At 64.9% G+C, this 21,583-nt stretch carries 17 protein-coding genes; 2 read left to right on the top strand and 15 right to left on the bottom strand.

The features are described 5' to 3' along the window. Positions 1-45 precede the first annotated feature (45 nt). Complete coding sequence (locus tag WJU18_RS03440; RefSeq protein WP_423458776.1) at positions 46-843, top strand: alpha/beta fold hydrolase; 798 nt, start codon at positions 46-48, stop codon at positions 841-843. A 102-nt stretch (positions 844-945) separates the two neighbouring features. On the opposite strand, the gene WJU18_RS03435 is transcribed toward WJU18_RS03440, so the two are convergent. From WJU18_RS03435 to WJU18_RS03365, 15 genes are all read right to left on the bottom strand, one after another. Further along, positions 946-2,283 (bottom strand): MmgE/PrpD family protein, encoded by a 1,338-nt coding sequence (locus tag WJU18_RS03435; protein WP_423460925.1) that lies wholly within the window; start codon positions 2,281-2,283, stop codon positions 946-948. 72 nt (positions 2,284-2,355) lie between these two features. Beyond that, entirely contained in the window at positions 2,356-3,117 is a 762-nt protein-coding gene (locus WJU18_RS03430) for an enoyl-CoA hydratase-related protein (protein ID WP_423458775.1), read from the bottom strand. A gap of 196 nt (positions 3,118-3,313) precedes the next feature. Further along, positions 3,314-4,012, bottom strand: a complete 699-nt coding sequence (locus WJU18_RS03425; RefSeq protein WP_423458774.1) for a TetR/AcrR family transcriptional regulator — start codon at positions 4,010-4,012, stop codon at positions 3,314-3,316. 75 nt (positions 4,013-4,087) lie between these two features. After that, positions 4,088-5,275 (bottom strand): acyl-CoA dehydrogenase family protein, encoded by a 1,188-nt coding sequence (locus WJU18_RS03420; RefSeq protein WP_423458773.1) that lies wholly within the window; start codon positions 5,273-5,275, stop codon positions 4,088-4,090. 49 nt (positions 5,276-5,324) lie between these two features. Further along, positions 5,325-7,106 carry an acyclic terpene utilization AtuA family protein gene (locus tag WJU18_RS03415; RefSeq protein WP_423458772.1) on the bottom strand — a complete coding sequence of 594 codons (1,782 nt, stop codon included), beginning with the start codon at positions 7,104-7,106 and terminating at the stop codon, positions 5,325-5,327. Positions 7,107-7,163: 57 nt separating this feature from the next. Then, positions 7,164-7,670 (bottom strand): PaaI family thioesterase, encoded by a 507-nt coding sequence (locus tag WJU18_RS03410; RefSeq protein WP_423458771.1) that lies wholly within the window; start codon positions 7,668-7,670, stop codon positions 7,164-7,166. 39 nt (positions 7,671-7,709) lie between these two features. Next, on the bottom strand, positions 7,710-9,137 hold the full coding sequence (locus WJU18_RS03405; protein ID WP_423458770.1) for a VWA domain-containing protein: 1,428 nt from the start codon (positions 9,135-9,137) through the stop codon (positions 7,710-7,712). Further along, on the bottom strand, positions 9,121-10,089 hold the full coding sequence (locus WJU18_RS03400; protein WP_423458769.1) for an AAA family ATPase: 969 nt from the start codon (positions 10,087-10,089) through the stop codon (positions 9,121-9,123). The genes WJU18_RS03405 and WJU18_RS03400 overlap by 17 nt, the downstream gene beginning before the upstream one ends. After that, positions 10,086-11,285, bottom strand: coding sequence for an acyl-CoA dehydrogenase family protein (locus WJU18_RS03395; RefSeq protein WP_423458768.1), 1,200 nt, complete (start codon positions 11,283-11,285; stop codon positions 10,086-10,088). Before WJU18_RS03395 ends, WJU18_RS03400 begins: the two co-directional genes overlap by 4 nt. Positions 11,286-11,354: 69 nt before the next feature. Further along, entirely contained in the window at positions 11,355-12,530 is a 1,176-nt protein-coding gene (locus WJU18_RS03390; RefSeq protein ID WP_423460924.1) for an acyl-CoA dehydrogenase family protein, read from the bottom strand. Positions 12,531-12,572: 42 nt separating this feature from the next. Next, entirely contained in the window at positions 12,573-14,534 is a 1,962-nt protein-coding gene (locus WJU18_RS03385; protein ID WP_423458767.1) for an acetyl/propionyl/methylcrotonyl-CoA carboxylase subunit alpha, read from the bottom strand. Between the two features lie 16 nt (positions 14,535-14,550). Continuing rightward, positions 14,551-16,170 (bottom strand): acyl-CoA carboxylase subunit beta, encoded by a 1,620-nt coding sequence (locus tag WJU18_RS03380; protein ID WP_423458766.1) that lies wholly within the window; start codon positions 16,168-16,170, stop codon positions 14,551-14,553. A gap of 16 nt (positions 16,171-16,186) precedes the next feature. Continuing rightward, on the bottom strand, positions 16,187-18,319 hold the full coding sequence (locus WJU18_RS03375; RefSeq protein ID WP_423458765.1) for a 3-hydroxyacyl-CoA dehydrogenase NAD-binding domain-containing protein: 2,133 nt from the start codon (positions 18,317-18,319) through the stop codon (positions 16,187-16,189). A gap of 54 nt (positions 18,320-18,373) precedes the next feature. Further along, positions 18,374-19,582, bottom strand: coding sequence for an acetyl-CoA C-acetyltransferase (locus WJU18_RS03370; RefSeq protein ID WP_423458764.1), 1,209 nt, complete (start codon positions 19,580-19,582; stop codon positions 18,374-18,376). Positions 19,583-19,635: 53 nt separating this feature from the next. After that, positions 19,636-20,772 (bottom strand): acyl-CoA dehydrogenase family protein, encoded by a 1,137-nt coding sequence (locus WJU18_RS03365; RefSeq protein WP_423458763.1) that lies wholly within the window; start codon positions 20,770-20,772, stop codon positions 19,636-19,638. A gap of 145 nt (positions 20,773-20,917) precedes the next feature. Between WJU18_RS03365 and WJU18_RS03360 the strand changes: the two genes are divergently transcribed. After that, positions 20,918-21,559 (top strand): TetR/AcrR family transcriptional regulator, encoded by a 642-nt coding sequence (locus WJU18_RS03360; protein ID WP_423458762.1) that lies wholly within the window; start codon positions 20,918-20,920, stop codon positions 21,557-21,559. Positions 21,560-21,583 lie beyond the last annotated feature (24 nt).

The following is a 21,583-nucleotide window of genomic DNA, read 5'->3' as shown; positions in this document are numbered from 1 at the left end:
ACGCATGCAAAGCCTTTGCAGTGGGCAATAAAGAAACCGATTGACATGATGAAAGAGCACGAACTGTTCGCGGGCGGCCATCGACTCGCCGCCACCACCTGGGGCGAGATCGGTGCTGGATGCCCGACCATCGTCATGATGCACGGCGGGCTGGACTGCATCACCACTTGGAGAGATTTGCCCCAGGCACTGGCCGAGGCCAGCGGCTGCCCTGTGCTGGCCTATGACCGTTGGGGCTATGGACGCTCCGAGCGTCTGGTCGGCGAACGTGAGCTGGGTTATCGGCGTGAGGAAGCCGGCCCCGTGCTCGGGGAGGTGCTGCGCCATTTCGGCGTCACACAGGCGCTGATGTTTGGGCACAGTGACGGTGGAGCCATGTCGGTGCTGGCGGCGGCGGCACATCCCGAACTGGTGTGCGGCGTGCTCGCCTGCTCACCGACCATTGCGATCGATCAGTTCATGGTCGACGCCATGTCCGGCGCGCGCCGCGCCTTTGAGCACGAAGGGCTGCGCGATAAACTCAAACGCCACCATGGCGACAACACCGACACCATGTTCTGGGGCTGGTACGAGCCCTGGGCCAGCCCCAGCGCTCTGCAATGGGATATGAGCGCCGAGATTGCCGCGGTGCGCTGCCCGGTGGCGGCGTTGTTCGGCAGCGACGATGAATACGGCTGGCGCCCCAGCGCGGTTTCTTTGATCCAGAACGGACGAATGCTGCTGGAGGTGACCGCACTGCCGGCCGTGGGCCACCACCCGCAGCAGCGCGAGCGCGGTGAGACGATTGCCATGCTGCAGCGGCTGCTGGGGTGTATCGCGCGCAATCCGACCAGTGACCAATGACGGGTCGATGATCGACATAAAAAAACCGGCTCGTTGGATAGGACTGGTGGAGCTATCTTCCGAAAACGATTGTGGGCATATGGGCGTTGGCGGGCGGCATCTTCAGAGCACGCGGGCGCACGACCGGCGGGCCAGCATACCTGCCAGCGGTGAGAGATCGGTCAGGGTGTCGAGCCGGCACACCAAGTCAATCAACTCGTCAACATCGGACGCGTCGAGAACCGGCTCGACCAGATGACGGAACTTGTTCTCCAGCCGTTGCTGCTGTTCGTGCAGGTCCTTGGCCGGACGTCCGCTATCGTGGCGCTGGCGCAGCAGGGTGCCGGTGTGGGTCTCGATCACCACCTCAGCGAGCGTCAGCCCTGGGCATTGGGGCGCGAGTTCGACGGTCACGCGCCCGCGCAGTGCCACCACATCTGGCCTACGCACTGCGTCGTCATTAAAGTTGTCCATGCCAGCCGTGTCGACCCCGGCCAGCGCCATCGCCACCGTATGACGCAAGCTGAACTTGGCCTCGAGCCCGGTGCGCGGCGCGGTGATATTGCACACGCCTTCACTGGCGGCCCCGACGCGCACCATCACGCAGCGGACATCTTCAGGCCGCAGTCCATGTTGAAGGCGCAAGTGGCGTGCGGCTTCGATGGCTGCATGGGTGCCGTAGCATGCAGCGTGGAACTTGAACAGGTTGTTGCGCAGGTGCCAACCACCGTCGGACGTGGCCGTTTCCAGTGACGAGTTGCCGCCGTGCGTTGCGATGAAGCCTTGCGGACATTCAATCGCATCGGCGCAACTGGTGAAACCACGCGCGGCTAACTGAGCCGCTTGTTGACCGTCTGCGCTGGCGCGGCCGGCGTGCAAGGGCTTGCACATCGTGCCAAACATGGATTTCAACCCGGCGGCCATCGTACTGGCGATGCCGAACGCGCTGGCTGTGTCGTCGGCGTCGAGTTGCAGCAAGCGTGCGCAGGCTGCGGCCGCGCCTATCGTACCAAGCGTGGCCGTGGTGTGGAAACCCTTGGCGTACTGTGCCTCGCCGGTTGCTAGCCCCAACTGACACATCGTTTCGTAGCCTGCGGCGAAGGCGGTCATGAAGTCGCGTCCGCTCACGCCGCGCGACTCGGCCAAGGCCAGCAAGGCCGGGATCAGGGTCACCGAGGGATGGCCGGTGCAGGCCATGTTGACGTCGTCGTAATCGAGTGCGTGCGAGGCAGCGCCGTTGATCAACGCCGCCTGCCGGGTCGAGGTCGCCATGCCATGCCCAACGACCGTGGCCTGGGCGTGGCCGCCTTGCTCGCGCGCCTCTTCGGCAAGCATGTGCACCAGCGGCTCGCACGCGCCAGCCAGCGTCACACCGATCCAGTCGAGCAGACACTGACGGACCCGCAGACGCACATCTTCGGGCAGATCGGTGTAACACAGGGCAGCGCTGCGCGCGGCCAGTTCCTGCGTGATGCGCGGGGGGTGAAGCCAGCAGCCGACTGCGGAATGCGTGTGGCGGTGAGGGTGCTCATCTCAACGGCCCTTCCACTGGGGCTTGCGCTTTTCGCGGAACGAACGCGGCCCCTCAAGCGCGTCTTCGCTGAGATAGACGGCGTCAAACGCGCGATTGGAGGCCCGTAGTGCGGCGGTTCGGCCCATTTCGGTGGACATGCGGACCATTTCCTTGGCCGCGCGCACCGTCAGTGGCGCGTTGGCCATGAGCTTGGCGGCCAGCTCTTTGGCGCCTTGCAGAGCCTGGCCCTTGGGCATCAGGCGGTTGATGTAACCGAGTTCGTAGGCGCGCTGCGCCGTCAGAGGGTCGCCGGTCATCGCGACTTCCATCAGAATGCGCTGCGGCAGCATGTGGATGACAGGCGCCGCCCACGGCATCCCGCGTCCGACCTTGGCCTCAGTGATGGCGAACTTGGCCGTCTCGTCGGCTACACACAGGTCGCACATCTGCGCCAGCAGCCAGCCGCCAGCATAGGCATAACCCTGCACCGCTGCGATGACGGGCTTGGTGACCTCGACGGTATCGCCCAGTACGGCCATGAAGCCGGGCGGCGGAATGCGCAGCTGGGTATCGGCCGCTTCGACCAGATCCATGCCGGCGCAGAAGTTCTCGCCCGCACCGGTGAGGATGGCCACCTGGGCATCGGCGTCAGCTTCGAAGCGGCGCCAGACTTCGAAAAAGCCTTCGCGCACGGCCCGGCTCAGGGCATTGCGGCGCTCTGGGCGATTGATGGTGATGATGGCGATGCCGTCGCTCACTTCGTAAAGCAGTTCGTTGTTCATGGGGTCTGTCTCCTTCTTGTTAAATTGTGGCGCGGTTCTGAGCCGCTTCGTCATGCCGCAAGCGGCGAATTCGGGTCATTTTCGGCGGTGACACGTAGTCGTCTCCAGTCCTCGACCTTGATTTTTCCAGTTCGCGCAAAATAACGCCCTGGGATAGTAAAAAGCGTACAGCGTCAGTTTAATCAGCTGCCATCGGCTACCGCGATGTTTTGTGGATGACCAGTGCCACCATCGCGTCGGCCAGATCATCCAGCGAAGCCCCCTCCTTTGCGTCGAACCAGTCGACCGACCAGTTCAGTGCGCCGAAGATGAAATGGCGCGCCAAGGTCAGATCGGCTCGCAGGCAGCCGGTTGATGCGAGTTCATGGAGTACAGGCATCCATGCTGCCTCGTAGTGGCATTTCAGCTCTTCGATGAGGTGGCGCTGCCGCGCGTTGAGCGCACGCGAGTCATAGGGCACTTCCCATAGGAGGCCGCTGTTCGATTCCAGTAACGATTCCAAGTGCGAACGGATCAAACGCCGCAATGTCGTCTCTGCGTCTCGTTTTTCAAGGAGTACCATCCTCTGGCGTGCCAGGGCGCTGCGCATGCCTATCTGCAAAACCTCGTACAACAGCGCATCTTTGCTCTTGAAGTGGCAAAAGATCGACCCGGAATGCATGCCGACCGCAGAGGCGATGCGACGTGTGCTCGTACCGTTGAAGCCGTGACGTCGAAACAAGTTCGCCGCGGCCTGGATAATGTCTTGCCGCCGATTGCCTTCGTCGCGCTGATCTGGAGTCTTGGGCGGACGGCCTCGCGGCCGTTTGGCCGCTGCGGAAGTGGGGCGGCTGCGAGTGGTGCACATGTTAAGAAGGAAAGTGGCTGCACATGACAACAGCAGCTGTGTCGCCATCTCCGGTTCGGGTGCCTGAAGCCGGGAATGGCGGTCACTGGGTCCACTGCGACTGGGTCAACTGCGGTTCCAGGTTCAATACGACTTCGGCAAACCCAGCACGTGCTCGCCGATGTAGTTGAGCAGCATTTCATTGTTGATCGGCGCGATTTCCAGCAGGCGCACCATCGGCCAAAGCGTCACGATGTCGTAGTCACGGTCAAAACCGTAACCCCCGTGGGTTTGCAGCGCAGCCTCGACGGCGGCCACGGCTGCCTGCGAACCCAGCAGCTTGGCCATGTTGGCGTGTGCGCCTGCATCTTCGCCATTGTCGAAGCGCTCGGCGGCGTTGTAGGTCATCAGGCGTGCCGCCTCGATCTGGGCCTTGGCCTGCGCCATGCGGTGCTGCAGCGCCTGGTATGAGCCGATCGGTTTGCCAAAGGGCTTGCGATCCTTTGCATAGGCTACAGCCTTGGCCAGCGCATAGTCGCCCAGACCGATCGCGGCGCCAGCGGCCAGGAGGCGCTCGGAGTTCAGGCCCTCGAACATCAGCTTAGCACCTTTGCCGGCCTCGCCAATCAGGGCGTCGGTGGGCAGTTCGACGTTGTCGAAGAACACCATGTACTGGCGCTCAGCAGTCTCTACCTGGATGTTGAGCTGCTGCAGCTTGATGCCGGGCGTTTTCATGTCGAGCACGAACAGCGACATGCCTTCGGTGCGGTTCTTGACTTCGGCGGCGCGGGTGGTGCGCGCCACGACGAGCATGTAGTCGGCATCGCGCGCGCCGGAGATGAACACCTTTTGCCCGTTGAGCGTCCAGCCGCCCTTGCCGTTCGGTTGGGCGAGCGTGGTCATCGCGAAGCTGTTGGTGCCGGCGTTGGGCTCGGTGATGGCGAAGCACATCTTCTTTTCGCCGGTGCATGTCGGGGTGACGTATTTCTTGATCTGCTCGGGCGTGCCGTTGCGCACGATGGGCACGCGGCCCAGCCCTGTGACGACGAGGAACAGCGTGGGCACGCCGGCGAGGGCCAGGGCTTCGTTGAGCGCGGTGATTTCCAGCACGCCGCCGCCCGAGCCGCCGTATTCCTCGGGGATCGAGAGGCCCAGCAGGCCGAACTCACCGAGCTTGGCCCAGAGTTCGTCAGGGAAGCGGTCTTCCTTGATGCACTGCAGGATGTAGGCGCGGTCGTACTGGGCAGTCACGCCGCGCGTGGCCTCTTGGATGTCTCGGATGCGCGTTTGCAGGGCCTCCATGGCGGTGCTGCGGGTGGTGGGGGCGTTCATGGTCTATCTCCTCGGTGTCATGGGGTGGGGGAAGGAAAAGGTGCGGCCATCAGATCGCTATCTCGGCGGGGATGGGCACGGGGAAGTCGAGCAGCATCTGCGCGTAGGCCTTGGCTTGCGGGTCCATGCGGATCGAGGCAATGCCGCCGCCGCCGAGGGCCTCTTGCAAAAGGAAGTTCAGCGCGTGCGTGCCCGGCAGGTCGAAGCGTTCGACCTTGCCTTTGACGAGGTGCGCAAACCAGCCGGCCACGGCCTGCTCGGTCAGCGCGGCGCGGATGAAGGGTAGGTATTCGGGGCGGCGCGCGATGATGCCGATGTTGGCCGCGTCGCCCTTGTCGCCGCTGCGCCCCCAGGCGAGTTTGACGAGCGGCACGGTGCGCACGCCGCGCGCAAAGGCACTGGCAGCGGGCAGCGGGCCCGTGACGGTGGGCAGGCTGGCGGGGTTGAACGGCTGGCCGCTCCACTGCGGCGCGGCCACGGCCTGCTCGCCCATGTCTATGCTGGTCACCACCTGTGCCTTGGGCACCAGGCACGAGAACAGGCGCACGACGGGTTGCACCTTGGGGCGCCCGCCGGTGAAGCCTGTGATCGCCGGGGCCGACATCAGCGCAAGCGGCGCGACTTCGCGCGAAAACAGCTCGAGCGCGTCCTTCATGGGGTGGCGCACGCCGACCTTGAGCATGACTTCACGCGAACTTGTGCGCGCGTGCGGGCCGTAGGTGTCTTCGGCGCCTATGGCTTCGACGCTGGTTTCGCTGAAGTCGGGCCAGCCGCGCTGCGCGAAATAGCGGCGCAGACGCGCGAGCATGGCGGCGCCCACGCGGTGCGCCTTGGGGCCCGCGTCTATGCCGCCGATCATGAACAGGCTCATGGCACGAAAGCCGTCGGCGTAGGTGACGCTGACCTTGGCCTGGTCAGTGGGGGCACGGCCGCGCGCGCCCTTGACTTCGACCTGATTGGGGCCGACCTGCGTGAGCGTGACGCCCGTGAAGTCGCACACCACGTCGGGCAGGATGTAGGCACGCGGGTCACCGATTTCGTAGAGCATCTGCTCGCCCACGGTGGACGGGCACACGAGCCCGCCCGTGCCTTCGGGCTTGGTCACGACGAAGCTGCCGTCAGCGCGGCACTCGGCGATCGGAAAGCCCATGTCGTCCCAGCCGGGCACGGACTCCCAGTCGGTGTAGTTGCCGCCGGTGGTCTGTGTGCCGCATTCGATCAGGTGGCCCGCGAGGCTGCCTTGCGCGAGGCGGTCATAGTCGGTAGCGCTCCAGCCGAAGGCGTGGATTAGCGGCCCGAGCGTGACCGCGCTGTCCACGCAGCGGCCCGTGACCACGATGTCGGCGCCCGCGGAGAGCGCCGCAGCGATCGGGAAGGCGCCGAGGTAGGCGTTTGCGCTCATGACCTTTTGCGGGAAGGGTGCGCCCGAGAACATTTCCTTGGTCTGTGCGGCGCGCAGCGCCTCGACCTGCGGCATGAGGTCGTCGCCGAGCACCGCGGCGATCTTCAGGTCCACGCCTTCGGCTTGCGCCGCCGCGACGAGCGCCGCGCGGCAAGCCGAGGGATTCACGCCACCGGCATTCGCGATCACCTTGATGCCGCGCGCCTTGATGACTTTCAAAAGTGGGCGCATGGTGCTGATGAAGTCGGGCGCGTAGCCTTGCGCCGGGTCTTTGGCCTTGACGCGGCTGAGCAGCGACATGGTGATTTCGGCAAGGTAGTCGAATACCAGCACGTCGATGTTGCCGTGTTCGATGAGCTGGGCTGCAGAAAACTCGGTGTCGCCCCAGAAGCCCGAGGCGCTGCCTATGCGCAGGGTGGTTTTGGTCATGCTTGTCTCCGGTGGGTTGGGTGAAATGGTGGGGGAGTGGCTGGCGGCCGTTTGGTATCAACTGGCCGCGGCAATCTTGTTGCGCGGCCAGAAGATGCGCCAGATGCCTTTGGCGGTGGCGCAGACCTTGCCGCTGGCATCGACGAAGTCGCCTTCGGCAAAGGCGGTGGATTTGCTCACGCGCACGATGCGGCCGTGTGCCTCGAAGCGCGAGCCTATGGCGGCGTCGAGGAAGGTGATGTCGAGGTTGATGGTGAACTGGCGCAGGTCGGAGGGGTTGATTTCTTGCGCCTCGGGCAAGTCCATGAGCGCGGACATGATGGCCCAGCCGAGTGCGCCGTCGAACATGTAGGAGATGACGCCGCCGTTGAGCACCCCGCTGTTGAGCTCGTGGTCGGTGCCGCCGCCACCGAGCTGGGCCGGCTGCACTTGGGGCAGGCGCACGGTGACGCGGCCCACGCCGGTCTCTTCGACTTCGAGGCCTTGGGCTTTGAGGAACGTGCTTTCGTTCCACTTGCGTTTCCAGGCGGCGATGCGGTCTTGCGCGGAGGCGGGGGTACTCAAGAGATTCTCCTTTGGTGAAAACACGAGGGCGTGACGGGTTCAGGCGCTGGCGGAGTGGGTGCGCAGCAGCGCGTCGAGCACGCTTTCGAGCTGCACGAGCGAGTTGCATTCACGCGCGATGTGGCAGTAGGGCGCGTAGCGCTTCATCTCCGAATCGCCCAGGCCCCAAAACGAGGTGGGCTCGGGGTTGAGCCAGATCACGCGGCGCGCGCGCTCGTAGAGCAGGCGCATGACCTCGGTATGCGCCTCGCCGCGGTTGTTGCGCGCGTCGCCCAGGAACAGGATGGTGGTGCGGCGGTCGATCTGGTCGAGCAGCTGTTCTTCGATGTCGAGCAGGGTCTGGCCATAGTCAGTGCCCGAGCCACCCACGGCCTGGATGACCTTGTCCACGGCCTGCTCGACCGGCAGCTGCGCGAAGGTGTCGCTGACATCCACCAAATGGTTGGTGAACGCATAGCTGCGCACGCCGCTCAGCTGCTCGTCCAGGCTATATAAAAACAATAGCAAAAAGCGCGCGTACTGGCGTACCGAGCCGCTCACGTCGCAGATGGCGATCACGCGCGGTCTATCGACCACCTTGGTGCGCCAGAAGGTTTCGAACAGGATGCCGCCGTAGGCCGCGTTTTTGCGCAGCGTCTTGCGAAAGTCGAGCTGGCCGCGCACGCGCTGCTTTTTGCGCCGCGCGTGGCGCTCGGCCAGACGCTTGGCCATTTTGCGCACGATGATGTGCATGCGCTCGAAGTCGCGCTTTTCGATGTTCGAGAGCTTTTGCGTCTGCAGAAAATCGTCGTGCAGCTGGCGCGTGGGCGCGGTGCCGTAGAGCGCGAGCTTGCGCTCGACGAAGTTGCGCACCTCGTTGAACAGGCGCTTGCGCGCGAGCTCGAGCTCTTTGGCACGCTGGGGCGCCATGGTCTGGCGCTTGGCATCGGTGATTTCGCGGTCGAGCAGTTCCAGCCCCATGGCCTGCTGGATTTTTTGCGTGTAGTAGCCCTTTTGCGTGAAGAACCAGATGTCGGTCAGGCCGACTTCACGCGCGGCTTCCTGCATGCGCTTGGCGAGCGCCGCCGAGTCGCCCGAGAGCAGCAGTTGCGACAGCGCCTGCCCGCCGCTGCCCTGGCAGCCGCCGGGGCCGCCAGAGCCCATTTGGGGCTGCGCGTCCTTTGGCTGGTCAGGCTTGGTTTGATCCGCGTCTTGCGAGGTGGCCTGGCCTGCGCCGGGGGCGCCGGATGCGCTGCCCATCGGTTTTTGGAACGCATCGAAGCGAAAGAAGCGGTCGAAAGCCTCATCGAACAGCACGCGGTCTGCCGTGGTCTTGGCCAGCGTGGTGCCGAGCGCGTTTTTCAGCAACGTGCGGTCGCTCCAGCCGACGAGTTCGACGGCGCGCGCTGCATCGACCTGCGCGTTCAGGTGCACTTCGAGGTCGCTGCCGCGCAGCGCCTTGAAAAAGTCTTCAAGTGTGGCTTGCATGGGACAGTTCTGCGTCCTTGCGGGCTTGTTGCAATAGATTGCCCATTTGCTCGTTCGCCGTGGCGATGTCCTGCTCGAACTTGAGGAACACGTTGAGCGTGTCGCGCACCAGGTCCAGGCTCAGGTGCTCGGCGTTGAGCAGCAGCAGCGTCTTGGCCCAGTCTATGGTTTCGCTGACCGAGGGGAGCTTTTTGAGGTCGAGCTGGCGCACCGCCTGGACGAAGGCAACCAGCTCGCGGTTGAGCGTGTCGGACAGGCCCGGCACGCGCCGCTCGAGGATGCGGCGCTCGAGCGCCGGTTCGGGGAAGCTGATGTGCAGGTGCAGGCAGCGGCGCTTGAGCGCATCGCTCATCTCGCGCGTGTTGTTGCTGGTCAGGAACACGATGGGCTTGACCTTGGCCTTGATGGTGCCGAGTTCTGGCACCGAAACCTGGAAGTCCGACAGCACTTCGAGCAAAAAGGCCTCGAATTCGGGGTCGGACTTGTCGATTTCGTCGATCAGCAGCACGCAGCCTTTTTCCTGGTGCAGCGCCTGGTACAGCGGGCGTGGCTCGAGGAAATGCTCGCTGAAAAACAGGTCGTCGTGCGCGTGCAGCCGGTCCATGGACTCGGCCAGGCCCCGGGCGCCCTGCATCATCTCACCGAGCTTGTCCTTGAGCAGCTGGGTGTAAAGCAGCTGCTTGCCGTATTTCCATTCGTACAGCGCCTTGGATTCGTCGAGCCCTTCGTAGCACTGCATGCGGATCAATGGAACGTCAAGAATCTCGGCCATGCTCTTGGCGAGCTCGGTCTTGCCCACGCCGGCGGGGCCTTCGATGAGGATGGGCTTTTCGAGGTGAAAACCCAGATAGACCGAAGTGGCGATCGCAGGGCTTGCGATGTAATCGACGGCCGCGAAGCTCTGGGCCACGCGGTCTATGGATGCGAAGTGTTCGGAATGCTCGGTTTTCATGGGTGGAGTGACTGGAGCAACTGTTGCCCCGTTTGGAGTTGACGGGATTGCGCGACGCCGCGCGCGATGCCCAGCACCAGACGCAGATCACGGGCGAGAGAGGGAGATGTCGCGCCGCCTTGCGCGCCGTTCGGAATAGGGGCCAATGAGGCCGGCAACGATTCGCAGGCCCTTTCATACGCGGTCTGCCAGCGCTCGAGCAGGCGGCGCGCGCCTACGGTGGAAAAGGCCAGTGCGTCGTCGTAGCCCTGCGTTTCGAGCTGGCGGGCGACGGCGTCGCGCACGGCGTGCAGCGCCTGCCATTCGAGCTGCAGCGCACCGAGTTCGCGCACGGCGTCGGCACCGTCCGATGCCACCATGCCGAGCGCACGCGCGAGCGCTTCGAGTTCGCATTGCATGGCGCCGAGCAGCGGGCCGAGCAGCAGCGCATCTTCCACGGCGCGCACGGGGCGCGCGATGCTTGCAAAGGCTTGCCCTGGCGCGCCTATGCGCCGGCTCGCGGGCACGCGGCAGGCTTGCAGCAACAGGTCGCAATGCCCCAGCGGCGCCAGCCCTTGCACGCGCGCGTTCGTCTCGCGCGTGAGGCCGGGCGTCTGGGCGTCGAGCAAGAAAGCATCGAAGCGCTTGCGCCCCTCGTGCTCGGCGCTCAAGGCAAGCACGAGGATCGCGTCGGCCGCGGGGCCGTTGCTAACGAAGGCTTTGTGCCCGTCGAGCACCCAGTCGCCGTCACCCGCTGAGCTGGATTGCTGCACGGCGCGCGTGCGCAGGTGCTTGGGCTGTGCGCCCACGCCGGGCTCGGAAATGGCCAGCGCGAGCAGGCATTCGCCCGCAGCCATTGACTGGAGCAGCTTGGTGAGCAGCGCGCCCGATGCGCCTTGCTGCACGAGCGGGCTGAGCACGTAGCGCCCGAGCAACTGCTGCATCATCCAGGCCATGCCCAGCCCCAGGCTGCCTGTGGCGTGCGTGATTTGCCCCGCGAGCGCGCTGACCTGCACCGCGTCGGCCGCGGGCGGGCGCCCGTCCACCGAAAACCCCAGCCCTAGCATGCCGCAGCGGCCCAGATGCGCCCACCAGGCGCGCGGAAAGCTGCCAGCGCCATTGGTGGGCGGCGCCGTCCGCATTGCATCGCGCAGGGCGCGGTTCAAATCTTGCGCCGGTGTGCTGGCCGGGGTAGCCGTGGAAAGGGCGGAGTGCATCGCGTGTCTATGGATGACTACGTTATATATAGCTTCTCACGCAAGATAGACGGACGCTAGAGGCCGATTTCATGCATAAAAACCGAGCTGGCGCGAGGCCAGGTCGCGCATGACTTCTTCGGCACCGCCGCCGATAGCGTTGACCTTGACCTCGCGGTAGATGCGCTCGACGGTGACGCCGCGGATGAAACCCGCGCCACCGTGGATCTGCACGGCCTCGCTGGCGCAAAAAGCCATGGTCTGCGTGGCCTGGTTCTTGAGCAGGCAAATTTCACCCACGGGCTGCTCGCCCTGCTCGACGCGCCAGGCCAGCAGCTCGAGCATGGCCTGCGTGGCCTCGATGCGCATGGCCATGTCGGCGAGCTTGTGGCGCGTGACCTGCATGTCGATGAGCTTGCCGTCGAACATCTCGCGCTGCTTGGCCCAGCCGAGCGCCTCGTCGAGGCACACGCGCGCAAAACCGTTGGTGCCCGCAGCGAGGAAGATGCGCTCGCGGTTGAAGTTCTTCATGATGGCCTTGAAGCCCTGGTTTTCCTGGCCGACGAGGTTTGCCACGGGCACTCGGCAGTTGTCGAAATACAGCGTGGCGGTGTCGGAGCACAGCCAGCCCATTTTGCGCAGCGGCGTCTGCGTGAAGCCGGGCGTGCCTTTCTCGATCAACAGCAGCGAAACACCGCCGGGTCCGGGGCCGCCGGTGCGCACGGCCACGGTGTAAAAGTCCGCGCGTATGCCCGAGGTGATGAAGGTCTTGGAGCCGTTGACGATGTAGTGGTCGCCCTCGCGCCGCGCCGTGGTTTTGAGATTGGCCACGTCCGAGCCGCCCGAGGGCTCGGTGATGCCCAGCGCGCTGATTTTTTCGCCGCGCAGCACGGGGGGCAGCACGCGCTGCTTGAGCGCTTCGCTGCCCACGTTCACGATGGGCGGGCAGCCTATGGTGTGCGACAGCAGGCTCGCAAGCACGCCGCCCGCGCCGCAGCGCGCGAGCTCCTGGGAGGCAATAATGGTCATGAACAGGTCGCCATCGTTGCCGCCGTAGGCCTCGGGAAAGCCCAGGCCCAGCAGGCCGACTTCGGCGGCCTTGTTGTAGAGCTCGCGCGGAAAACTGCCCGCGTCGTCCCATTCATTGACGAAGGGCGTGATTTCCTTCGCAACGAAGCGGCGCATGAGGTCACGAAAGGCCGCGTGCTCGGCCGTGTAAAAGGACTGGCTCCTTGGGCGGTGGTGGACATGGGTGTCTCCTGTGATCTTCGCTTCGGTGGTGAGGGGGAGAGCGGGATGGGTGGGCGATCAAGCGCCTTCTTCTTGCACCAGCGACACCAGCACGGCCTTGGACGGCACCTGGTCGCCCACGCGCACGAGCACCTGATCGATCACGCCGTCGCGGCGCGCGAGCAGTTGGTGCTCCATCTTCATGGCTTCGAGCACGGCCACGCGCTGGCCTTTTTCGACGCGCTCGCCGGGCTGCACGAAAACGCCCAGCACCTTGCCGTTCATGGGCGCAACGATGCGTGCCTCGGTGCTGCCTTCGGCCCCCGCGGGCGGCGCGTAGGTCAGGTCCTCGAAGCAGGCGCTCAGCGTCTTGAATTCCAGATGCAAGGAGCCGTGGTGAAACGCCGCGAGGGCTTGCTGGCGCATACCGTCGGCGAGCAGGCTGAGCTTGGCACCGTTGCGGTCGAGAACACGGATCTGGTGCACTTGTGTGCCGACTTCGACGCGGTAGTCGTGCTTGTCCAGTGCGGTGACAAAGATGAGGTGACGGCGCTCGTTTTCGCCCAGCGTCATGGGCCAGCGCGCCGGCCCCGTGGTGCGCCACGGGCGCGCGCCCGCGGGCGTGGTGGCGTCGAACCAGAGCACGCCCGCGAGTGCGAGCGCGAGCGAATCGGGCTGTGGACGCACCCACTGCGTAGCGTCGAAGTTTTGCGCAATGAAGGCCGTGGTGGCATTGCCCGCGGCGAACACCGGATGCTCGGCCACGGCCTCGAGGAAAGAGCGGTTGTTCGCGAGCCCCAGCAGCTGCGTGTTTTGCAGCGCGCCGATCAGGCGCCGGCGCGCTTCTTCGCGCGTGGCGCCGTAGGTGATGATCTTGGCGATCATCGGGTCATAGTGCGGGCTCACGGCCTGGCCTTCGATCAGGCCATGGTCCACGCGCACGCCGGGCCCGCTCGGTGCTTGCCACACGAGCACGTCGCCGCTTTGCGGCAGGAAGTCGGCGTACGGGTCTTCGGCGTACAGGCGCACTTCGATCGCGTGGCCCGAGAGCTGCACCTGGTCTTGCGTGAGCGGCAGCGCCTCGCCGCGCGCCACGGCGATTTGCCAGGCGACGAGGTCCAGCCCCGTGACGCACTCGGTCACGGGGTGCTCCACCTGCAGGCGCGTGTTCATCTCGAGGAAGTAGAAGTTGCCGTCGCGGTCGAGCAGAAATTCCACCGTGCCCGCGCCCACGTAGTTCACGGCGCGCGCCGCGGCCACGGCAGCGGCGCCCATGCGCGCGCGCAGCTCGGGCGAGACGGCGGGCGAGGGCGCTTCTTCGAACACTTTCTGGTGGCGTCGCTGGATCGAGCAGTCGCGCTCGCCCAGATGGATGATGTTGCCGTGCCGGTCGCCAAACACCTGGATTTCGACGTGGCGCGGCTCGAGCACGGCACGCTCGAGGATCAACTCGTCACTGCCGAAGGCGTTTTGGGCTTCGGAGCGCGCGCTCGTGAGCGCGTTGGGCAGGTATTCGGGTTTGGCCACGAGGCGCATGCCGCGCCCGCCGCCGCCCGCTGCGGCCTTGACCATGATGGGAAAGCCGATTTCACGCGCCTGGGCAATCAGCGTGGCGTCGGCCTGGTCCGCGCCTTGGTAGCCGGGCACGCAGGGCACGCCCGCAGCGAGCATCAGCCGCTTGGCGCCTGCCTTGTTGCCCATATTCAGGATGGCTTCTGGGTCTGGCCCGATGAAGACCAGCCCGGCGTCCTGGCAGGCTTGCGCAAAGGCTTCGTTTTCGGACAAAAAGCCGTAGCCCGGGTGCACGGCGTCGGCCCCCGTGCTGGCCGCAGCGCGCAGCAGCGTCTGTATGTTGAGGTAGCTCTCGCGCACGGGCGGCGGGCCTATGCACACGGCTTCGTCGGCCAGGGCGACGTGCAGGGCCTGGGCATCGGCCTCGCTATGTACGGCCACGGTGCGGTAGCCCAGGGCCTTGGCCGTGCGGATCACGCGGCAGGCGATTTCGCCACGGTTGGCGATCAGGATCTTGGTAAAACGCATGGGCTTTCTCACATCCTCACATCCGGGCCACACCGAAGGTGTTGGGGTTCAGTTGACGGGCTTCGGCGTCGCGGCACACGGCCAGGGCAGTGGCGAGCACGCGGCGGGTGTCACGCGGGTCGATGATGCCGTCGTCCCACAGGCGTGCCGTGGCGAAGAAGGCGTGCGACTCCATGTCGAAGCGCTGCAGGATTTCCTCGCGCATGGCTTGCATGGCGTCGGTCGGCGGCATCTTGCCCGTCCGGGCAAATTTCTCTTCGGTGACGATGCGCATCACCGTCGCAGCTTGCTCGCCGCCCATCACGGCCACGCGCGCGTTGGGCCAGGCAAAGACGAAGCGCGGGTCGTAGGCGCGGCCGCACATGCCGTAGTTGCCGGCGCCGAAAGAAGCACCGATCATCAGCGTGATGCGCGGCACGGTGGCGTTGGTGACGGCCTGGATCATCTTCGCGCCGTGCTTGATGATGCCCACCTGCTCCACGTCTTTGCCCACGAGAAAGCCCGTGGTGTTCTGCAAAAAGATGAGCGGCGTGCCCGACTGGCTGCACAGCTGGATGAATTGCGCGGCCTTGGTTGCGCCTTGCGGATCGATCGGGCCGTTGTTGCCCAGGAAGCCGCAGGGTTGCCCTTCGATGGCACCCATGCCGCACACCGTGGCGCTGCCGTACAAGGCTTTGAACTCGAGGAAGTCGGAGTCGTCGATGATGCGTGCGAGCACCTCCCGCATGTCGTAGGGGTGGCGAAAATCGACGGGCACCGTGCCCACGATCTCGTCGATGGCGTAGCGGGGCTCTTTCCAGGTCTTGGGCGCGCGCAGCGGCAGCCTGTCGTTCCAGGGCAGGCGCGCCATGATGTCGCGCGCAATGCGGATGCCGTCGGCGTCGTCTTCGGCCAGGTATTCGGCCACGCCCGAGGTGGTGCTATGCATTTCAGCACCACCCAGTTCCTCGTCGGTGGCGATTTCGCCCGTCGCGGCCTTGAGCAGCGGCGGGCCGGCGAGAAACGCCTTGGCGCGTCCGCGCACCATGATCACGTAGTCGGACATGCCGGGCAGGTACGCGCCGCCAGCCGTCGAGTGCCCGTGCATCACGCAGATTTGCGGAATGCCCGCGGCCGACAGGCGCGCCTGGTTGGCAAAGCCGCGCCCGCCTTCGATGAAGACCTCGCCCACGTGCATGAGGTTGGCGCCGCCCGACTCGACGAGACGGATCACGGGCAGCTTGTTTTCCATGGCGATGGCTTCGGCACGCAGACCCTTGCGCATGCCCATGGGCGTGATGGTGCCGCCCTTGATCGCGCTGTCGGACGCGATCACCACGCAGCGCACACCCGACACCATGCCGATGCCGGTGATGATGCCGCCACCGAGCACGTTCTTGTCGCCATCATCGTCGTGCATGCGCAGGCCCGCCAGCGTGGAAAACTCCAGCCATTCAGAGCCGCGGTCGAGCAGCAGCGCGATGCGCTCGCGCGGCAGCAGCTGCTTGCGTGCGCGGAACTTGGACTCCTGGCTGTTGGAGGTGTTGCGCACGCGGTCTTCGTAGTCACGGAAGTGGTGGATCAGCGCGAGCATCTGCTCGCGCTCGCGCTGAAAGCTCTCCGATTGCGGATCGATTTGGCTTTGGATGACGGGCATGGGGGCTTTCCCTCGCTCAACGGGTGTAGAAGGTGGCGCCGCGCTGGGCCATGTCGCGCAGCAGTTGGGGCGGGGCGAAGCGCGCGCCGACGCGCTGCGCGAGCGCATCGCAGGTCTGGACGAATTCGGCCACGCCCACGGTGTGGATCTGGCCGATCGGGCCGCCAAGGTAGGGCGGGAAGCCCCAGCCCAGAATGGCGCCCACGTCGGCGTCGATGGGCGCGAGCAGCACCTTTTCTTCGAGGCAGCGCGCGGTCTCCACCGATTGGATGAACATCAGGCGTTGTTTGACGCTCTCCACGTTGGGCTGCGTTGCCGCTTGCGCAAACTCCTGCGCAAGACCGGCCCACAGGTGCTTGGGCGCGCCTTGCGGGTACTCGTAAAAGCCCTTACCGACTTTTTTGCCGAGGCGCCCGAGCTTGTCCACCATGCGGTCGCAGACATCGTCGATTGCGCTGCGCTGGTAGGCCGCGCCGAGGTCGGCTGCGGTCTGTTTGCGGATGCGCGCCATGAGTTCGAGCGATACCTCGTCGGCCAGCGCGAGCGGCCCCACGGGCATGCCGCACATGCGGCCGGCGTTTTCGATCAGCGCCGGCGCCACGCCCTCGGCGAGCAGTGCCAGACCTTCGCCGACGTAGGTCGAGAACACGCGGCTGGTGTAAAAACCGCGGCTGTCGTTGACGACGATGGGCGTCTTGCGGATCGCTTTGACGAAGTCCATGGCGCGCGCCAGGCACTCGTCGCTCGTCGCCTTGCCGCGGATGATCTCGACCAATGGCATCTTGTCCACGGGCGAGAAGAAGTGCAGGCCGATGAAGTTCGCCGGGCGCGCCGAGGCTTCGGCCAGGCCGGTGATGGGCAGCGTGCTGGTGTTGGACGCAAAAACGGCGCTGGGCGCGAGCTGGGCTTCGGCCTTGCGCGTGACATCCGCCTTGATCGCGCGGTCTTCGAACACGGCTTCGATCACGATGTCGCAACCTGCGAGCGCGGCAAAGTCGGTCGTGGGCTGGATCAGCGCGAGCTTGGCGTCGCGCTCGGCCTCGCCCATGCGCTTGGCGGCCACGCGCTTGCCCCACAGCGCTTCACTGTAGCCTTTGCCTTTGTTCGCGGCTTCGAGGCTGGCGTCGAGCAGCACCACCTGCATGCCGACTTCGGCACACGCATAGGCGATGCCCGCGCCCATCATGCCCGCGCCCAGGATGCCGACTTTGCTGTAGCTGGCCTTCGGGATACCCTTGGGGCGCGAGGCGAGCTTGTTAGCGTCACCGATGCCGAAAAAGAGCGAGCGGATCATGTTCTTCGAGACCTTGCCGGTCGCGAGCTTGGCGAATTCGCGCCCTTCGACCTTGCAGCCTGTGTCGATGTCCACCTGACAGCCGTTATAGACGGCGCTCAGAATGGCCTCGGGTGCAGGGTAGTTGCCAAAGGTCTTGGCGCGCAGCATGGCGTTGCCGGCTGTGAAGGTTTCGTAGCCGCCAGGGCTTTGAACCGCGCCGCCAGGCAGCTTGAAGCCTTTGCGGTCCCAGGGTTGCGTTGCGTTCTTGGGGCCTTCAGTGAGTAGCCACTCCTTGGCGCGTGTCAGCAACTGTTCGGCGGGCACGACTTCGTCGACCAGACCGGCATCCAGAGCTTTCTCGGGAGGCAATTTTTTGCCTTCGAGCAGCAAGGGCAGGGCGCCGCGAAGCCCGATCATGCGCGGCAGGCGCTGCGTGCCGCCGCCGCCCGGCAGCAGGCCGAGGGCCACTTCGGGCAGGCCGATCTGGGCCTTGGGGTTGTCGGCGGCGATGCGGCGGTGGCAGGCCAGCGCAACCTCATAGCCGCCGCCCAGCGTGGTGCCGTTGAGTGCGGCGACGAAGGGCTTGCCGCTTTTTTCGATGCCACGCAGCAAAGTGTGCAGGCGCGCGACGAAGTCCAGCAGGCCTTGCGCATCGGTGATCGCGAGCATCATGTTCAGGTCGGCGCCCGCGATGAAATCGGGCTTGGCCGAGGCAATGATCACGCCCTTTACGGCAGCGTCTGCCACGGCCTTGCGCACGGCCTCGCTGAACGCGGGGATGGATTGCTCGTTGAGGACGTTCATCGGTACGTCCTGCATGGCCCAAGTGATGGTGGCAATGCCGTCGGCATCCACCTTGTAGTCGATTGTCATGGTGAGAGTCCTGGTAAATGGGGTGAAACCTGCGTGTTTCCGGGGGCGGCTGGGTCAGACGCGCTCGATGATGGTGGCGGTGCCCATGCCGGCGCCCACGCACAGCGTGGCCAGGCCGGTGGAAAGGTTGCGGCGCTCGAGTTCGTCGAGCAGGGTGCCCAGAATCATGGCGCCGGTGGCGCCGAGCGGATGCCCCATCGCGATAGCCCCGCCGTTGACGTTCATCTTGTCGTGCGGGACGTTCATTACCTCCATGAAGCGCAACACGACCGAGGCGAAGGCTTCGTTCAACTCGTAAAGATCGATGTCTGCCGCATTCATGCCAGCCAGCTTGAGCGCTTTTTCTGCCGAGTAGGAGGGGCCGGTCAGCATGATGGTGGGCTCGCTGCCCACGGAAGCAAAAGAGCGGATGCGGGCACGGGGTTTCAGACCGAGCCGTTTGCCGACTTCGGCGTTGCCGATCAGCACCGCGGACGCGCCGTCCACGATGCCCGAGGAGTTGCCGGCGTGGTGCACGTGCGTGATGCCTTCGAGTTGGGGATAGCGCTGGAGGGCGACCGCGTCGAAGCCGTACTTCTCGCCCTGAACCTGGAACGCAGGATCCAGCTTGGCCAGCGATTCCAGGGTAGTGTCGGCGCGCATGTGTTCGTCATGCGCGAGCACGACGCAGCCGTTCACGTCCTTCACCGGCACAATGGAGCGGGCGAAGCGTCCCTCGACCCAGGCTTGTGCGGCGCGACGTTGGCTCTCGACGGCGTAGCTGTCCACGTCCTTGCGGCTGTGTCCGTACAGGGTGGCAATCAGATCGGCCGAAATGCCTTGCGGCACGAAATAGGTCGGAATCGCCACTGCCGGGTCAATCACCCAGGCGCCGCCGCTGCTGCCCATCGGCACGCGGCTCATGCTCTCCACACCGCCGCCGATGACCAAGGGCGACTGGCCCGACATGACCTTGGCGGAGGCCATGTTGCAGGCTTCGAGCCCGGAGGCGCAAAAGCGGTTGATTTGCACGCCGGGCGCGCACTCGTGATAACCGGCGGCGATGGCCGCCACGCGGGCGATGTTGGCACCTTGCTCACCGGCGGGTTCGACGCAGCCGAGGATGATGTCGTCGACGAAGGCGGTGTCCAGGGCGTTGCGGTCACGCAGCGCCTGCAAGGCCGTGATGGCCAGGCTGATGGGCGTGGTGCCGTGCAGGGCACCTGAACTGCGGCCCTTGCCGCGCGGCGTGCGCACGGCGTCATAAATGAATGCATCGGTCATGGTGGGTTTCCTTCTTTAACTGGTGGAGGACTAAAGGCGGCGGAAGGCGCGTTCTATAGCGTGCGGCTGATGATTTCTTTCATGATTTCGTTGGTTCCGCCGTAGATGCGTGCGACGCGTGCATCCGCATAGGCGCGGGCAATCGGGTACTCCCACATGTAGCCGAAGCCGCCGAACATCTGCAGGCACTGGTCGATCACTTTGCAATGCAGGTCGGTGGTCCAGTACTTGGCCATCGCTGCGGTGGCAGCATCAAGCTGGCCTTCCATCAGCAGACCGAGCAGGCGGTCGACAAAGACCTGTGCGACCTGGATCTCGGTCTTCATTTCGGCAAGTTTGAAGCGGTTGTGCTGGAAGTCGATCACGCGCTGGCCGAAGGCCTTGCGGTCCTTGGTGTACGCCAGCGTCCATTCGAGCGCCGCCTCGGCACCTGCCACTGCGCCGACGGCGATCTGCATGCGCTCCCAGGCGAGCTCCTGCATGAGCAGGAAAAAGCCCTTGCCTTCGCCGCCCAAGATGTTGCTTACGGGCACGCGCACGTTGTCGAAAAAGAGCTCTGAGGTGTCCTGCGCCTTCATGCCGATTTTTTCGAGGTTGCGTCCGCGTTGAAAACCGGGACGGTTTGTCTCGACAAGCACCAGCGAGGTGCCCTTGGCACCCTTGGTGGGGTCGGTTTTGGTGACCACGATTACCACGTCGGCGTTCTGGCCGTTGGTGATGAAGGTTTTCTGGCCGTTGATGATGAGCTCATCGCCCTCACGCAGCGCCTGGGTGCGCACGTTTTGCAGGTCGCTGCCGGCACCGGGCTCGGTCATGGCAATGGCGCCAATGACCTCGCCGGTGGCCATGCGCGGCAGCCAGGTGCGCTTTTGTTCCTCGGTACCGTAGGCCAGGATGTAGGGAGCGACGATGTCCGAGTGCAATCCGAAGCCGATCCCGCTCGTTCCGGCGCGGGCGATTTCCTCGATTAGCACGGCGCTGTGCAGGCGTGTACCGCCGCCGCCGCCGTAGGCTTCAGGGATGGCCGGACACAGCAGACCCGCAGCGCCTGCCTTGCGCCAGACCTCGCGCGGCACGATGCCATCTGCTTCCCAGCCGGCGTGATGGGGAATGACATCCTCTTCCAGGAAGCGACGGGCCTGGTCCCGGAAGAGTTCGTGTTCTTCGCCAAAGATGGTGCGTGTCAGCATGTCTAGGTCTGTCCTTTGAGGTGGTTTAAATCTGGCAAGGGCGACGGCTGCGATGGTTTTGATTCATCCACGCGGAATGCGCCGGAAGTGTCGTTCCCGCGATCCGAAACCGATCAAACGCTTGTTAGATGATATAGTGTACGGCATGACAAAGGTGCGTGACAACGGGCGAAAGGATGCGATTTTGGCCATTGCGGCGGGCCAGTTCCGGCGTCGCGGTTTCGAGCGCACCTCGGTGCGCGATATCGCCGAGGCGCTGGGAATGACCTCGGGCTCGCTCTTCTATCACTTCGCCACCAAGGAGGAGTTGCTGGTAGCGGTGATGGAGGGCGGAGTTCGCGACATCATGCAGTCGGTGCGTGACGGGCTGGCCGGTGAGACTCGCTTGCCCGAGCGGCTGCTGTCGATGGTGCGCTGCCACCTGAAGGCTTTGCTGGGCGCGAAGCTCGACGCGATGACGGTGTTGCTTTATGAATGGCGCAGCCTGTCGCCCGCCGCCCAGACCCGGGTGCTGGCATTGCGCGATGCCTACGAGGCCTTGTGGATGGAGCCCATCAATGAGGCTGTGGTTTTGGGTTGGGTCGACCCCGATGCCGCGCTGGTGCGACAGACGGTACTCGGTGCCCTTAACTGGACGGCGCAGTGGTACCGGTCTGAGGGTCGTCTGGATGTCGATGCGTTGGCGCAGCGCATGTACACCATGCTGTTTCCTCGCGTGGCGGCTGCAGCGAGGGGTGAAGTCGATCCTTGCTCTGTCGGGCATGGAGTGCTGACTGCTGGTTTTTGAGTTGAGTCTGTAATGATATTTTTT

It is taken from the genome of Ottowia sp. VDI28 (genome assembly GCF_049532675.1).
In the GTDB taxonomy this organism is placed as follows: Bacteria; Pseudomonadota; Gammaproteobacteria; order Burkholderiales; family Burkholderiaceae_C; genus Ottowia.
The sequence above is the reverse complement of the archived record's forward strand: the minus strand, read 5'-3'. Positions and strand labels throughout refer to the sequence as shown.